This is a genomic window from Streptomyces sp. NPDC050806, from assembly GCF_055586425.1.
The window spans coordinates 492220-507093 of record NZ_JBVJIF010000008.1 but is presented as its reverse complement, the minus strand read 5'-3'; the positions used below and the strand labels follow the sequence as shown (position 1 = coordinate 507093).

Below are 14874 nucleotides of genomic sequence, written 5' to 3'. Positions count from 1 at the left end.
CAACTGAGGGTGCATCAGCACGTGGTACTCGCCTTCGGCACATGCCCAGGGCCGAACCGCCCCGCTCACGTGTCAACGGTGCCGTCGCCCCCGGATTGACGGAAACTCGCTGTCCTCCGCCCCCTGCTCCCCAGTCTCCCCGGGCCCCCGCCGTCGCGTCAGCGCCTCAGGGTCGCCCTCATCCCCAAGGAGGACCCAGGGGCTCACGGGTCCGACCGCAGTCCCCCCGAGAGACCGGCGCAGGGGCTGACGCCCGGCCCGATCCGCTCCCGGACGATGGAATCCGACCGTTTACACGGCCCCTACGTCCCGACAGGAGCACCATCCCGTGACCACCACCCACACCGGCGTCCCCACCGCCACCCGCGCCACCGCGGTGGCCGCCCGCGCCACGGATCTCACCAAGGTCTACGGACAGGGCGAGACCCAGGTGGTCGCCCTGGACGGCGTGAGCGTCGAGTTCCGGCAGGCCGAGTTCACCGCGATCATGGGCCCCTCCGGCTCCGGCAAGTCCACGCTGATGCACTGCATGGCCGGCCTGGACACCATCTCCCGCGGTTCGGCGCGGATCGGCGAGACCGAGCTGACCGGCCTGAAGGACAAGAAGCTCACCCAGCTCCGCCGGGACAAGATCGGCTTCATCTTCCAGGCGTTCAACCTGCTGCCCACACTCAGCGCGCTGGAGAACATCACGCTGCCGATGGACATCGCGGGCCGCAAGCCCGACAAGCAGTGGCTGGACCGGGTCGTGGAGACCGTCGGTCTCTCCGGGCGGCTCAAGCACCGCCCGAGCGAGCTCTCCGGCGGCCAGCAGCAGCGCGTCGCGGTGGCCCGCGCGCTGGCCTCCAAGCCCGAGATCATCTTCGCGGACGAGCCCACCGGCAACCTCGACTCCCGCTCCGGCGCCGAGGTCCTGGGCTTCCTCCGCAACTCCGTGCGCGAGCTGGGCCAGACCGTGGTGATGGTCACCCACGACCCGGTGGCCGCCGCCTACGCGGACCGGGTGGTCTTCCTCGCCGACGGCCGGATCGTCGACGACATGGCCGCCCCTACCGCCGAGAAGGTGCTGGAGCGCATGAAGGGCTTCGACGCCAAGCGCCGTACGAGCTGACCCGCCCGTACGTGCCCCGCACCGCCGCCCCGTCCTCCGGACCTCACCTTCAGGACTGACCCACTCATGTTCCGTACCGCCTTGCGCAACGTCTTCGCGCACAAGGCCCGGTTGCTGATGACCGTGCTCGCCGTGCTGCTCGGCGTCGCCTTCGTCTCCGGCACCCTGGTCTTCACCTCGACCGTCTCCGACGCCTACCAGCGCTCCTCCCAGAAGGGCTTCGACGACGTCGACGTCGCCGTCACACCCGCCTGGTCCGACAGCCCCTCCGCCAACCCCGGCGAGTCCCCCCGGCTGAGCCAGGGCCTCCTGGACAAGGCGGCCGGCGTCCCCGGCGCCGCCCGCGTCACCGGCGACGTCTCCGGCTTCGCCGCCGTCGCCGGCGAGGACGGCAAGCTCCTCGGCGACGGCTTCAGCAGCCAGGGCCACAACTACTACCCGGGCAAGGACGGCCAGGACCACCGCTACCCGATGCGGGACGGCCAGGCACCGGCGAACCCGGGCGAGATAGCGCTCGACGCGAAGACCGCCGACCGCGCCGGCTTCCACGTCGGCGACACCGTACGGCTCTCCGTCGACGGCCCGGTCCGCAAGGAGAAGCTCACCGGCATCTTCACCACCGACGACGGCAACGCCGCGGCCGGCGGCAGCCTCGCCCTCTTCGACACCGCCACCGCGCAGAAGCTCTACGCCGCGCCGGGGCAGTTCGACCAGATCCACGTCAAGGCCGCGGCCGGCACCTCCCAGGCCCAGCTGAAGGACCGTATCGACGCGATCCTGCCGAAGGACCGGGCCGAGACGACCACCGGCGAGAAGCTGGCCGACGACCAGGCGAAGTCGATCGCCGAGAGCATGAGCTCGATGCGCTCCAGCCTGCTGGTCTTCGCCGGGATCGCGCTCTTCGTCGGCATCTTCATCATCGCCAACACCTTCACCATGCTGGTCGCCCAGCGCACCAAGGAACTGGCGCTGCTGCGCGCGGTCGGCGCCAGCCGCCGCCAGGTGACCCGCTCGGTCCTCATCGAGGCGTTCGTCGTGGGCGCGGTCGCCGGGGTCGCCGGACTCGCGGCCGGTGTCGGCATCGGCGCCGGGCTGCGCTCCCTGATGGGCGCCACCGGCCAGACCCTGCCCGACGGCCCGCTGGTCGTCTCCCCCGGCACGGTCCTGGCCTCGCTCGCCGTCGGCATCGTGGTGACCATGCTGGCCGCGTGGCTGCCCGGCCGCCGGGCCGCGAAGATCCCGCCGGTGGCCGCCATGAACAGCGTGCACGCCACCGCCTCCACCAAGTCGCTGGTCGTCCGGAACACCCTCGGCGCGGTCGTCTCGGCCGCCGGCGCGGCCCTGGTCCTGCTGGCCACCGGCATGGGCGACGGCGGCAAGGCCCCGATGGGCGGCGGCGCGGCGCTGCTGCTGGTCGGCGTCTTCATCCTGACCCCGCTGCTGTCCCGGCCGCTGATCGCGGCGGCCGCCCCGGTCCTGCGCGTCTTCGGCATCTCCGGCAAGCTCGCCCGGCAGAACGCGGTACGCAATCCGCGCCGCACCGCCGCCACGGCCTCCGCGCTGATGATCGGCCTCACCCTGATCACCGGCCTGACCGTGATCGCGGGCAGCGCGCAGCAGGCCGTCGACAAGATGGCCACCGACTCCATGAAGGCGGACTACGTCGTCAGCATGGTCAACAAGGGCCCGCTCTCCCCGGACGTCGCCGCCGAGCTGGCGGACAACCCGAAGGTCACGGCGTCCAGCCCGATGCGCAACGCCCCGGCCCGCGTCGACGGCGACATCGAGTACCTCACCGGCGTCAACGGCAAGGACCTCGCCGAGCTGACCCGGCTGGACCTCAAGGCCGGCTCCCTCGACGGGCTCACCGCGGACAAGACCGTCGTGGACAGCGACACCGCCAAGGAGCACGGCTGGCACGTCGGCTCGACGCTCACCACGACGTACGAGGACGGCAAGCGCGGCCGGCTCACCGTCGGCGGGATCTACGAGGGCAACGAGCTGATCCGCGGCATCCTGCTGGACACCGCCACCCTGGACCCGCACCAGAGGAACGCGTCCGACATGCAGGTCATGGTCAAGACCGCGGGCGGCCCGTCGGAGGCCACCCAGGACGCGCTGGCCAAGGCGCTCGGTGACAACCCGGCCATCGCGGTCCAGGACAAGAAGGACGTCTCCGAGGGCATCGCGCAGATGATCACCCTGATGCTGAACATCCTGTACGGGCTGCTGGCCATGGCGGTGATCGTCGCGGTCCTCGGCGTGGTCAACACCCTCGCGATGTCGGTGTTCGAGCGCTCGCAGGAGATCGGCATGCTGCGGGCGATCGGCCTGGACCGGCGCGGCATCAAGCGGATGGTCCGCCTGGAGTCCCTGGTGATCTCCCTCTTCGGCGGGGTGCTCGGCATCGGCCTCGGCGTCTTCTTCGGCTGGGCCGGCGGCAAGCTCATCGAGGGCGACCTGGCCACGTACGAAATGGTGCTGCCCTGGGGCCGGATGGCGCTCTTCCTGGCGCTCGCCGCGGTGGTCGGCGTGCTGGCGGCGCTCTGGCCGGCCCGCCGCGCGGCCCGGCTGAACATGCTGGCCGCGATCAAGTCGGAGTAGCCCGCACCGCCGCACACGGCGGGAGCCCCGGTCCCTGCGGACCGGGGCTCCCGTCGTGTCACGGCCGGGCGTTCAGCCCCGCCACTCCCGTGCCCGCAGGGGCATGCCGGAGGTCCCGCCCTCCGGCGTGCGGACCGCGAGGACCTGGTTCACGCCGATGCGGTTGCGCTCGAAGGAGAGCGCCGAGGCGGCCATGTACAGCCGCCACACCCGGGCCCGCCCCGGCGTGGTCAGGCGCACGGCACGGTCCCAGTGGCGCTCCAGGTTGGCCACCCACTGACGCAGCGTCAGCGCGTAGTGCTCGCGGATCGCCTCCACGTCACGCACCTCGAAGCCGGCGTCCTCCAGCGCGCCGACGGTCCGGCCGACGGGGGCCAGTTCGCCGTCGGGGAAGACGTACCGGTCGATGAACTCGTCGACGTGGTAGCTGTCCTCGTCGGCCATCGGTCGGCGGCCGATCTGGTGGTTGAGCAGCCGGCCGCCGGGCTTGAGCAGGCCGTAGAGGTCGGCGGCGTACTCGGCGTACCGGGCCCGGCCCACGTGCTCGGCCATCCCGATGGAGGAGATCGCGTCGTACGGGCCGTCCTTGACCAGGCGGTAGTCCTGCACCCGGATCTCGATGCGGTCGGTGAGCCCGGCCTCGGCGACGCGCTTGCGGGCGTACGCGGCCTGCTCCTCGGAGAGGGTGACGCCGACCGCGCTCACGCCGTAGCGCTCGGCGGCGTGCAGCACCATCGAGCCCCAGCCGCAGCCCACGTCCAGCAGCCGCTCGCCCTCCTGGAGGTTCAGCTTGCGGCAGATGAGGTCGAGTTTGTCGCGCTGTGCCTCTTCCAGGGTCGCGTCCGGACTCTCCCAGTAGGCGCAGGAGTAGACCATGGACGGGCCGAGGACCAGCTCGTAGAAGTCGTTGCCGACGTCGTAGTGGTGGCTGATGGCCTGCTTGTCGCGGCGCAGCGTGTGCAGCGGGCCGTGGCTCTTGGGGGCCTCTTCGGCGGGCGGCCGGGGCGGGATCGGGGCGCCGGCGAGCGAGAGGAGTTCGCGGGCCGCGCTGCGGACCTCGGGGCGGGCCAGCGCGCGGAGGACGGCGGCGCGCTGCGGCTTGGCGTCCTCCTCGGGGCCGCGCTCCCAGATCATTTCCGCGAGACCGTCCAGGGCGGCGTAGAGGTCGCCGTCGACGTCGAGGTCACCGGCCACCCAGGCGCGGGCCAGGCCCAGTTCGCCGGGCTTGAAGAGCAGGTGGCGCAGGGCGCGCCGGTTCCGGAAGACGAGGGCCGGGGCTCCCGGGGGACCGGACTCGCTGTGGTCCCAGGCCCGGATGCGTACGGGGAGCGGGGCGCCCAGTACCTCCTCGGCGAGCTTGGTGAGCCGTCCAGCGGCGTCGGCCATGTCGCACACCTCCGTATTGACGAGTCGGGGCGAGATAGTTTCACCCACCACGTAAACGCCTGGCGGGGCCCGGGTAGTCCCGTTCGTTCGTAAGGGAACAGCAAAGCCCGGATCCGGCGCCATTGTGAATACGCCGAAGGGGCGGCGCGCGCGGCCGGTCTGCGCACCGGCGTACGGCCCCTCACCACGGATACGCCGAAGGGCGCCTGCCCCACGGATGGCAGGCGCCCTTCGGCGTATGTGTGCGGCCGGCTTCCCGGCGAGGGCCGGGAAGCCTGAGCTCAAGAGGCCTTGGCGGCCGTCTTGTCGTCCTTCTTCTCCTCGGCGGCGGCAGCCGGCTTCGGAGCGGGCTTGGCGGCCTCGTAGAACTCCTCGCGGGGGTTCTCCATGGCGCCGAGCGAGGTGATGTCGCGCTTCTGGAACACGTTGAGCGTCCACTCGGCGATCACACGGACCTTGCGGTTCCAGGTCGGCATCGCCAGACCGTGGTAGCCGCGGTGCATGTACCAGGCGAGACGGCCCTTGAGCTTGATCTTCATCTTGCCCATGACGATCATCGCGACGCCCTTGTGCAGGCCGAGACCGGCGACCGCACCCTTGTTGGCGTGCTTGTACTCCTTCTGCGGGAAGCCCCGCATGCCGGAGACCACGTTGTCGCCGAGCACCTTGGCCTGGCGCATCGCGTGCTGGGCGTTCGGCGGGCACCAGGCGTTCTCGTTGCCGTTGGCGCGGCCGACCAGGTCCGGCACCTGGGCGTTGTCGCCCGCGGCCCAGATGTAGTCGGTGCCCTGCACCTGAAGGGTGGCGGCCGCGTCGACGTGACCCCGCGGGCCGAGCGGGAGACCGAAGCGCGCGAGCGCCGGGTTCGGCTTGACGCCGGCCGTCCACACGACGGTGTTGGCGTCGACCTCGAGGCCGTTGCTGAGCACCACGTGGCCGTCGACGCAGGACGGCATGGTGGTCTTCAGGTAGACCTCGATACCGCGGGACTCCAGGTGCTCCTTGCCGTACTGGCCGAGCTCGGGCCCGACCTCCGGCAGCACCTTGTCAGCGGCGTCGACGAGCACGAAGCGCATGTCCTCGCGCTTCACGTTGTTGTAGAACTTGGCAGCGTCGCGCGCCAGGTCCTCGACCTCGCCGATGGTCTCGGCGCCCGCGAAGCCACCGCCGATGAAGACGAAGGTGAGCGCCTTGCGGCGGATCTCCTCGTCGGTCGTCGACTCGGCCTTGTCGAGCTGCTCAAGCACGTGGTTGCGCAGGCCGATGCCCTCCTCGACGCCCTTCATACCGATGCCCTGCTCGGCCAGGCCGGGGGTCGGGAAGGTGCGGGAGACCGCGCCCATGGCGATGACCAGGTAGTCGAAGGGCAGCTCGTACGCCTCGCCCACGAGCGGGGCGATCATGGCGACCTTGCGGTCCTGGTCGATGGTGGTGACGCGGCCGGTGAGAATCTCGGCACCCGGCACAGCGCGTCGCAGCGGGACGACGACGTTGCGCGGCGAGATGCTGCCGGCGGCAGTCTCGGGGAGGAAGGGCTGGTACGTCATGTACGAGCGCGGGTCGACGACCGTGACGGTCGCCTCGCCGTACCGCATCTTCTTGAGGATGCGGCGTGCCGCGTACAGGCCTACGTACCCACCGCCTACTACGAGGATCCTGGGACGCTCCGTGGTGCTCATGTCATCGAGTATCCACCCCCACTTGGGGGGTCGCTCGTGAGGGCCTTCACAAGCAAGGAAGAGGGGTCTGCTACACTCCGCGCCTTCGTGATCGACGCCATAGTCACGCGGGGGAACCACAGGGTCCCGCCGAGCGTTGCACACCCCTCCTCATCAGGGCTTGCGGCCCTTTGTGAGGCTGGACCACGCGTCACATAAGCGCGTCTTTAAGCCCGCCGAAACCGCACATTCCCCGGTGCGCGCTCACAGGTGAGCCCCGAAGGGACGAGTGCGGGTCGACTTGTTGCCCCATCGGGCGCTTTTTTCATGTGAAGAGTTTCACGAACATTTTCTCCGGCACGCCACGAAGGGGCTCCGGAACGCGTCACTCACGCGCCCCGAAGCCCCTCCCCGTACCTTCCAGAAGCCCTCAGCGGGCCTCTCGGGCAACGCTCCAGGCGATGCCGTCCAGGATGTCGTGCTCGGAGACGACGACCTCCTGAGCGCCCGTACGCTCCATGATCGAAAGCAGTACGAGGGCACCCGCAGCGATCACGTCGACCCGGCCCGCGTGCATCACCGGGATCGCCGCGCGCTCGTCGTGCGTGGAGCGCAGCAGCCGCTCGGTGATCTCCCGGACCTCCGTCAGCGGGATCCGCGCGTGGTGGATGGCGGCCGAGTCGTACTCCGGCAGCCGCAGGGCGATGCCCGCGAGCGTCGTCACCGAGCCCGCGAGCCCCACCAGGGTGTGCGCCCCGTCCAGCGGCACGGTCTCCGCGGCCTTGTCCAGCGCCGCCGCGATGTCCGCCGTCATCGCGGCGATCTGCTCGGCCCCCGGCGGGTCGATGACCTCGCCGTCCCGGACGAGGTGCCGCTCGGTCATCCGGACACAGCCGACGTCCACGGAGCGGGCGGCCTGCACGGAGCCGGCACCGAGCACGAACTCCGTCGACCCGCCGCCGATGTCCACGACCAGGTAGGGCTCCTCCATGTCGGCGCGGCCCGTCAGCTCCTTCGTCGCGCCCGTGAAGGAGAACTCCGCCTCCTGGTCGCCGGTGATGACCTCGGGCTCGACGCCCAGGATGTCCACCACGCCGCGCACGAAGTCGTCCCGGTTCTCCGCGTCGCGCGAGGCCGAGGTCGCCACGAAGCGCAGCCGCTCCGCGCCCAGCTCCTCGATCACGGCGGCGTACTCCCGGCAGGCCGCGAAGGTCCGCTCCAGCGCCTCCGGCGCCAGCCGGCCCGTACGGTCCACGCCCTGGCCGAGCCGGACGATCTTCATCCGGCGGTCCAGGTCCTTCAGCTCGCCGGTCTCCGGGTCCAGGTCCGCGACGAGCAGACGGATGGAGTTGGTACCGCAGTCGATGGCGGCGACGCGCTTCACTCGGAGGCTCCCTCTTCCTGGTTTCCCTCGTTCCCGCACGGGCCCACGCAGGGGCCCTTCCGCCACCACTCCGGCAACATGGCGATGGCCTCGTCGCCCAGCGGGTTCACGCCGGGCCCCGCCGCCAGCGAGTGGCCGACCAGGACGTGCAGGCACTTCACCCGGTCCGGCATGCCGCCCGCGCTCGGGAAGCCCTTCAGCTCCTCGATGGCGTCGCGGCGCCGGATGTAGTCGTCGTGGGCCGCGCGGTAGGCGTCGGCCAGCTCCGGGTCGGTGGCCAGCCGGTCGGTCATCTCCTTCATCACGCCGTTCGCCTCCAGCGTGCCGATCGCGGAGGCCGCGCGCGGGCAGGTGAGGTAGTACAGCGTGGGGAAGGGCGTGCCGTCCTCCAGGCGCGGGGCCGTCTCGACGACGTCCGGGTTGCCGCAGGGGCAGCGGTGCGCGATGGCGCGCAGGCCGCGGGGCGGGCGGCCCAGCTGCTCCCGGAACGCCGCGACGTCCGCGTCGGTGGGCTCGGTGGGCTCGGTCTGGGGAGGCGGCGTGTCCATGCAGGCTTCTCTTGTCGTCAGGGTTGTACGGTCGGCCGCCCCATCATCCCCCGGCGGCGCGCCCTCGCGCGTCGGCGGAGTCCAGGCCGGACCAGATCGGTTCGTACCACGGGCGCTGCACGGCGCCCTGTCCGGCGCGCGGCCGGCTCGCGCCGGTGCCGTCCACGACGGTGTAGCCCGTCTCGCCGGGCAGTACGTAGTGCAGGTGGCGGCGGGCCTGCTGGCGCACGTACGCGGGGTCCTGCCAGCGGGCCTTCTCCTGGCGCAGCCGCTGTACGGCGTCCTGCGTGGTCTCGGCCTGGCGGCGCTGGTCGTCGATGTCCGAGCGCTGGGAGACGTAGGCCCTTATCGGGTACGCCAGGGCCACGACCAGCGAGCACAGGACGAGCGCGAGCAGCGCGGCGCGGCCGGTGAGCCGGCTGCGGCGCGGGGAGCGCGCGCGGTAGACCCGGGCCGCGGCCTGCTCGCCGAGCGCCTTGAGCCGGGTCGCGGTCGAGAAGCGTTCCGCGGACACCTGCCGCCTCCCCTGCCTCGCCTCGTACATACGTCCCCGGCAACGGTACGGGACCGCTGCCGGGGACGTACGGAAGCCGGGGCTTTCCGGCCGCGGGGCCGTCAGCACTCAGCCTTTGAGGCGCGGGGTGTCAGCCTTTGAGGCGCGGGCGTCAGCCCTTGAGCCGCAGGGCCGACTCAGCCCTTGAAGCGCGGGAACGCGCTGCGGCCCGCGTACACCGCGGCGTCGTCGAGGATCTCCTCGATGCGCAGCAGCTGGTTGTACTTGGCGACGCGCTCGGAGCGGGCCGGGGCGCCGGTCTTGATCTGGCCGCAGTTGGTGGCGACGGCCAGGTCGGCGATGGTGACGTCCTCGGTCTCACCGGAGCGGTGCGACATCATGCACTTGAAGCCGTTGCGCTGGGCCAGCTCGACGGCGTCCAGGGTCTCGGTCAGCGAACCGATCTGGTTGACCTTGACCAGGAGGGCGTTGGCGGAGTTCTCCTCGATGCCGCGGGCCAGGCGCTCGGGGTTGGTGACGAACAGGTCGTCGCCCACGAGCTGCACCTTGCTGCCGAGCTTCTCGGTGATGACGTTCCAGCCGGCCCAGTCGTCCTCGAACAGCGGGTCCTCGATGGACACGAGCGGGTACGAGGCGACGAGCTCCTCGTAGTACTCGGTCATCTCGGCGGCCGAGCGCTCCTTGCCCTCGAACTGGTACTTGCCGTCCTTGTAGAACTCGGAGGCGGCGACGTCCAGCGCGAGCGCGATGTCCTGGCCGGGGGCGTAGCCGGCCTCCTTGATGGCCTCCAGGATGAGGTCGAGGGCCTCACGGTTGGAGCCCAGGTTCGGGGCGAAGCCGCCCTCGTCGCCCAGGCCGGTGGCCAGGCCCTTGGCCTTCAGGACCTTCTTGAGGGTGTGGTAGACCTCGGCACCCCAGCGCAGCGCCTCGGAGAAGGACTCCGCGCCGATCGGGGCGATCATGAACTCCTGGATGTCCACGTTGGAGTCGGCGTGCGACCCGCCGTTGAGGATGTTCATCATCGGAACGGGCAGCACGTGCGCGTTCGGGCCGCCGAGGTAGCGGAACAGCGGCAGGTCGCTGGCCTCGGACGCGGCGTGCGCGACGGCCAGGGAGACGCCCAGGATCGCGTTGGCGCCCAGGGAGCCCTTGTTGTCGGTGGCGTCCAGGTCGAACATCGCCTGGTCGATGAGGCGCTGCTCGGTGGCGTCGTAGCCGACCAGCTCGGGGCCGATCTGCTCGATCACGGCGAGGACAGCCTTCTCGACGCCCTTGCCGAGGTAACGGTTCGGGTCGCCGTCACGCAGCTCGATGGCCTCGAAGGCGCCGGTGGAGGCGCCGGACGGCACGGCAGCGCGGCCGGTGCTGCCATCGTCGAGGCCGACCTCGACCTCGACCGTGGGGTTGCCTCGCGAGTCGAGGATCTCGCGAGCTACGACGACGTCGATCGACGGCACGTTGTCTCCTTCATGGGTGTCATCTGGAGTTCTGCAACACGAGCCTAACGGCCCGGGGACCGTCCGCCTGCCCCTAGCCCCTTCCGTGAGACGAAAAAGGACCCAAAGGCCCTCAATACGGGAGGTAAGAACCGGTTTTCATGGCGGACATATCTGCCATAACGGGCACTACGCATCTGAGCGGCGGCCCGCCCGGATGCCTGCGCGCCAAAGCCGCCCCGCAAACGTGAAGCCCCGCCGTGACGCGCTCGGGGGCTTCGCGTCGCGGCGGGGCGGTCACACGGGCCGGGCCGCACGCCGATCGTGCACCGATCGGACGGCGGCCCCGGCCGGGGGGGCTGTCAGGACCCGTCAGTGAGGCGGATCAGACCTCGAGCTTCTGGCCCGGGAAGATCAGGTCGGCGTTGTCGCCCACGGTCGACTTGTTGTTCTCGTAGACCGTCTTCCAGTTCTCGCCGTGCGCCTTGGCGATCTTGCCCAGGGTGTCGCCGGACTTCACGGTGTAGTTGCCGTGGCCCTGCTTCGGGGCGGCCTTGGGCTGCACCGACTGCGGCTTCGGGGCGGCCTGCTGCTTCGGCGCCTCCTGCTTGGGGGCGGCCTGCTGCTTCGGCGCCTCCTGCTTCGGGGCCTGCTGCTGGGCCTGGCCGGAGCCGGTGTCCACCTGCGCGGCCGGGCCACCGGCGGTCAGGCCGCCGGCACCGGCGCAGCCCCAGGCACCCGGGCCCTGCATGGCGAGCAGCTTCTCGGCGGTGGCGATCTGCTGGTCCTTGGTGGCCAGGTCGGCACGCGGCGCGTACTTGGTACCGCCGGCGGCGGCCCAGGACTGGTTGTTGAACTGCAGGCCACCGTAGTAGCCGTTACCGGTGTTGATCGACCAGTTGCCGCCGGACTCGCACTGGGCGACCTTGTCCCAGGTGGCGACCGAGGCGGCGTTGGCGGAACCGGCGGTCATCAGCGGAACGGCCACGGCGGCGCCGGCGACACCGGCGAGCGTGACGACGCGGACGGCCTTCGAGGGGCGGCGGTGCTTGCCCTTGAGCATGGTTGTTCTTCCTCACCGACGCCTGCGAGGTGAGCTGTCGGGTTCGGGCTGTGAGTGGCCCGGCCGGACGCGCTTCCGCACACCCGGCTTCACCCCAAGCCGCCCGCTGCGTTTCCACTGCGGTGACGGCACTTACCTTGGGTCCCCCGCTCCTGCCTACGGCGCTTGCGCGACGGTTGTCCGACCGATCACCGGCAGGATTCGGCGAATGATCGGCGGGCCCGCTTGGTGCGAGCGGTGAAGAACGTAAACACACACCCCTCGGCGGTTCAAACCACCCTTTCGTAGGACAGTTGACCGTTTTCGATCATCGAAACCATCCGTTTGCGCAGGTCGAACACGGTATGGAAACAACGGATACGGCGGGCGGAAACGCTCCGGGACGAGACCCATGTCTCACTTTCCCCAATTGGGTACAACCCGGCCGCACTTATGCCGCCCGCCCCCTGCGTCACTGCCCCAGATCGAGCCGCTGACCAGGGTGGATAAGGTCCGGATCGGTCCCGATGACGCCCTCGTTGGCGGCGTACAGGCCGGTCCAGCCCCCGGTCAGCCCGCGCTCCTCGACGATCGCGGACAGGCTGTCGCCGGGCCGCACCGTGTACGTGTCGTCGCCACCCGAGGTACCGCGGTGCGCGTCCCCGCCGCGCGAGGCGTGCCGCCCCGTGGAACGGCCGTCCTTCCCCTTGCCGTCCGCCCTCTCGCCCGCACCGTCGCCCGCCGAGCCGCGGTGGCGGCCGGTACCGGGGGCCGAGGGGTCGCCGGAAGGAGCGGACGCGTCGCCGGACGGCCGGTCGGCGGAGCCGCCCGCATCCCGCCCCGCGGAGTCCTCACCGGAGTCCGCGCCGGAACCCTTGTCGGCGTCCGTGGCGCCGTCGGACGGCTTGGCGGTGGCGTCGCCGGACGGCTCGGCGTCGGGCTCGTCCGCCGGCGGGGTCGTGGCCTCATCGGAGGGGTCGGTCGTGGCGTCGCCGGACGGCTCGGAGGAGGCACCGTCGGACGGCTGCGCCGAGTCGCCGCCGCCCTCCTCGCCCGTACCGGCGGACGGGCCGCCGGAGGCGTCGTCGCCGGACTCCGAGGGCTGCGGGGCGGGCGCCTCCGACCCGCCCGGGTCCACGTCGGGTATCAGGCCGTCCACGTCCAGGCGGGCGTTGACGGCGCAGCTGGGCCAGGCGTCCGGGCCACGGTCGTTCAGGATCGACTCGGCGACCGCGATCTGCTGGGAGCGGCTGGCGAGGTCCGGGCGCTCGGCGTAGGACTCGCCGCCGTAGTCCCGCCACATCTGGAGGGTCAGCTGGAGCCCGCCGTAGAAGCCGTTGCCGGCGTTGGCGCTCCACATGCCGCCGCTCTCGCACATGGCGACGCGGTCCCAGGTGGCGGTGTCGGCGGCCTGCGCGCCGCCCGCCGTCAGCAGCGGCAGGGCCAGGCCCGCACCCGTGACGGAGGCCGCCACCAGGAGGGCGGGGGCCTGGCGGGGGCGGCGGTGTCTACCGTTGCCGGAGCGCATGCGAATGCCTTTCGAGCGGCGGCTTGAGTTGTCGCACGCAAGGTAGCGGGGGCCCGGTCCGGTCTCAAGCCGGTGTAGCGGAGATCACGCGTGGATCACGCCGCTGACGCCACGTCAGTTCAGGCCCTGTTCCGCACCCTTGTCTCGTTCCGGTACCTGCGGGAATGCCCTTTCTGACACCCCGTCCGAAGCGCCCGGCTGCTCGGGCGTGAACCGCACCGGCAGGGCCCGGAGCCCGCGCATGATCAGGCCGCCGCGCCACCGCAAATCGTCCGGATCCGCAGCCGGCTCCAGATCGGGCAGCCGGGTCAGGAGGGTCGCCAGCGCCGTACGGCCTTCGAGGCGGGCCAGCGGCGCGCCCAGGCAGTAGTGGATGCCGTGCCCGTACCCGAGGTGCTGGTTGTCGCGGCGCCCGAGGTCCAGCGCGTCCGGCTCCTCGAAGCGCGCCGGGTCCCGGTCCGCGGCCGCCAGTACGACCAGCACAGGGTCGCCCGCGGCGACCGTCTGCCCGCCGATGGTCAGCTCCTGCGTCGCGAACCGCCAGGTCGCCAGCTCCACCGGCCCGTCGTAGCGCAGCAGTTCCTCGACCCCGGTGGCGAGCAGTTCCTCGTCGCCCGCGGCCAGCGCGGCCTGCAGCCGCGCCCGCTGTCCGGGGTTGCGCAGCAGGGCGTAAGTACCGTTCCCGATCAGGTTGACCGTCGTCTCGAACCCGGCGAAGAGCAGGATGAACGCCATCGCCGCCGCCTCGTTCTCGGTGAGGTGCTCGCCATGGTCGGAGGCGCGGATGAGGGCCGAGATCAGATCCTCGTCCCCGGTCTCCTGCGCCGCCAGCGACTCCCGCTTGCGGTGGATCAAGTCGGCCAGATACGCACGCATCTTCTTCACGGACCGGGCGACTCCGCCGCGCGGTCCCCCGCCGTGCCGGATCATCATCCCGGCCCAGTCCCGGAAGTCGTCCTGGTCCTCGCGCGGCACGCCCAGCAGGTCGCAGATCGCGTAGATGGGGAGCGGGAAGGCGAACTCATGGATGAGGTCGGCCTCGCCGCGCGCCGCGAAGCCGTCGATCAGCTGGTCGGTGAGCTCCTGCACGCGGGGCGCGAACCGGGCCACCGTACGCGGGGTGAACGCCTTGGCGACGAGGCGGCGCAGCCGGGTGTGGTCCGGCGGGTCGATGTTGAGCAGGTGCGTCATCAGGTTGGCGCTGCGCTCGCCGGGGATGCCGACCTTGCCCTTGCCGTGCGCGGCCTCGCTGTGGTGCTGCGGGTTCTTCGACAGCCGGGGGTCGGCCAGCGCCTCGCGCGCGTCGGCGTAGCGGGTGACCAGCCACGCCTCGACGCCGCTGGGAAGCGTGGTCCTGCGCACCGGCGCGTGCTCCCGGAGCCAGGCGTACGCGGGATACGGATCGGCGGCGAACTCCCAGGTGAAGAGCTCGGGACAGGCGGAGGGGGAGGTGGAGGTGGAGGTGGAGGTGGAGGGGGTTGTGGAGGCGGAGGCGGTGGTGTCGTGCACGCTTCGACCGTATCCGGTTGTCCACCGGCCCTATCCGGTTGTCCACAGGGCCCGGTCACTGTCAGTTGTCCACAGGGCCCGGTCACTGTCAGTTGCGGCCGGTAGCGTTTGTGGGAGTGCGGTGGAGGTGGGGGAGGGGCTTTCGCCGTGGGGG

At 71.3% G+C, this 14874-nt stretch carries 11 protein-coding genes and 1 riboswitch; of the genes, 2 read left to right on the top strand and 9 right to left on the bottom strand.

From position 1 onward, the window contains the following. Window positions 1-328: 328 nt before the first annotated feature. A complete protein-coding gene (locus ACZ6WH_RS27050) occupies window positions 329-1111 on the top strand; it encodes an ABC transporter ATP-binding protein (protein ID WP_432855420.1) in 783 nt (260 codons plus the stop codon). A gap of 66 nt (window positions 1112-1177) precedes the next feature. Next, entirely contained in the window at window positions 1178-3715 is a 2538-nt protein-coding gene (locus tag ACZ6WH_RS27045) for an ABC transporter permease (protein WP_469731308.1), read from the top strand. 72 nt (window positions 3716-3787) lie between these two features. On the opposite strand, the gene ACZ6WH_RS27040 is transcribed toward ACZ6WH_RS27045, so the two are convergent. The 9 genes from ACZ6WH_RS27040 to ACZ6WH_RS27000 all read right to left on the bottom strand — a co-directional run bounded on the left by ACZ6WH_RS27040 (window position 3788) and on the right by ACZ6WH_RS27000 (window position 14720). Continuing rightward, window positions 3788-5101, bottom strand: coding sequence for a class I SAM-dependent methyltransferase (locus ACZ6WH_RS27040; protein WP_469731307.1), 1314 nt, complete (start codon window positions 5099-5101; stop codon window positions 3788-3790). Between the two features lie 281 nt (window positions 5102-5382). Beyond that, window positions 5383-6780, bottom strand: a complete 1398-nt coding sequence (locus ACZ6WH_RS27035; protein WP_469731306.1) for an NAD(P)/FAD-dependent oxidoreductase — start codon at window positions 6778-6780, stop codon at window positions 5383-5385. A 409-nt stretch (window positions 6781-7189) separates the two neighbouring features. Next, complete coding sequence (locus ACZ6WH_RS27030) at window positions 7190-8143, bottom strand: Ppx/GppA phosphatase family protein (RefSeq protein ID WP_469731304.1); 954 nt, start codon at window positions 8141-8143, stop codon at window positions 7190-7192. After that, window positions 8140-8691 carry a DUF501 domain-containing protein gene (locus tag ACZ6WH_RS27025; protein WP_469731303.1) on the bottom strand — a complete coding sequence of 184 codons (552 nt, stop codon included), beginning with the start codon at window positions 8689-8691 and terminating at the stop codon, window positions 8140-8142. The genes ACZ6WH_RS27030 and ACZ6WH_RS27025 overlap by 4 nt, the downstream gene beginning before the upstream one ends. 43 nt (window positions 8692-8734) lie before the next feature. Further along, window positions 8735-9205, bottom strand: coding sequence for an FtsB family cell division protein (locus tag ACZ6WH_RS27020; protein WP_469731301.1), 471 nt, complete (start codon window positions 9203-9205; stop codon window positions 8735-8737). A gap of 176 nt (window positions 9206-9381) precedes the next feature. Next, window positions 9382-10662, bottom strand: a complete 1281-nt coding sequence (gene eno / locus ACZ6WH_RS27015) for a phosphopyruvate hydratase (RefSeq protein WP_361567878.1) — start codon at window positions 10660-10662, stop codon at window positions 9382-9384. 364 nt (window positions 10663-11026) lie between these two features. Next, the gene (locus ACZ6WH_RS27010) at window positions 11027-11704 is read right to left on the bottom strand and encodes a transglycosylase family protein (RefSeq protein WP_469731299.1); all 678 of its coding nucleotides are present in this window, start codon (window positions 11702-11704) and stop codon (window positions 11027-11029) included. A gap of 4 nt (window positions 11705-11708) precedes the next feature. Continuing rightward, window positions 11709-11878, bottom strand: a riboswitch (cyclic di-AMP (ydaO/yuaA leader). 277 nt (window positions 11879-12155) lie between these two features. Beyond that, entirely contained in the window at window positions 12156-13211 is a 1056-nt protein-coding gene (locus tag ACZ6WH_RS27005) for a transglycosylase family protein (protein ID WP_469731297.1), read from the bottom strand. Window positions 13212-13325: 114 nt separating this feature from the next. After that, window positions 13326-14720, bottom strand: coding sequence for a cytochrome P450 family protein (locus ACZ6WH_RS27000; protein WP_469731295.1), 1395 nt, complete (start codon window positions 14718-14720; stop codon window positions 13326-13328). Between the last annotated feature and the right edge of the window lie 154 nt (window positions 14721-14874).

Excerpts from the sequence above, each read along its gene's own strand:
- ACZ6WH_RS27010 (WP_469731299.1), bottom strand. The coding sequence starts at position 11,704 with ATGCTCAAGGGCAAGCACCGCCGCCCCTCGAAGGCCGTCCGCGTCGTC.
- ACZ6WH_RS27045 (WP_469731308.1), top strand. The coding sequence starts at position 1,178 with ATGTTCCGTACCGCCTTGCGCAACGTCTTCGCGCACAAGGCCCGGTTG.
- ACZ6WH_RS27040 (WP_469731307.1), bottom strand. The coding sequence starts at position 5,101 with ATGGCCGACGCCGCTGGACGGCTCACCAAGCTCGCCGAGGAGGTACTG.
- ACZ6WH_RS27025 (WP_469731303.1), bottom strand. The coding sequence starts at position 8,691 with ATGGACACGCCGCCTCCCCAGACCGAGCCCACCGAGCCCACCGACGCG.
- ACZ6WH_RS27035 (WP_469731306.1), bottom strand. The coding sequence starts at position 6,780 with ATGAGCACCACGGAGCGTCCCAGGATCCTCGTAGTAGGCGGTGGGTAC.
- ACZ6WH_RS27005 (WP_469731297.1), bottom strand. The coding sequence starts at position 13,211 with ATGCGCTCCGGCAACGGTAGACACCGCCGCCCCCGCCAGGCCCCCGCC.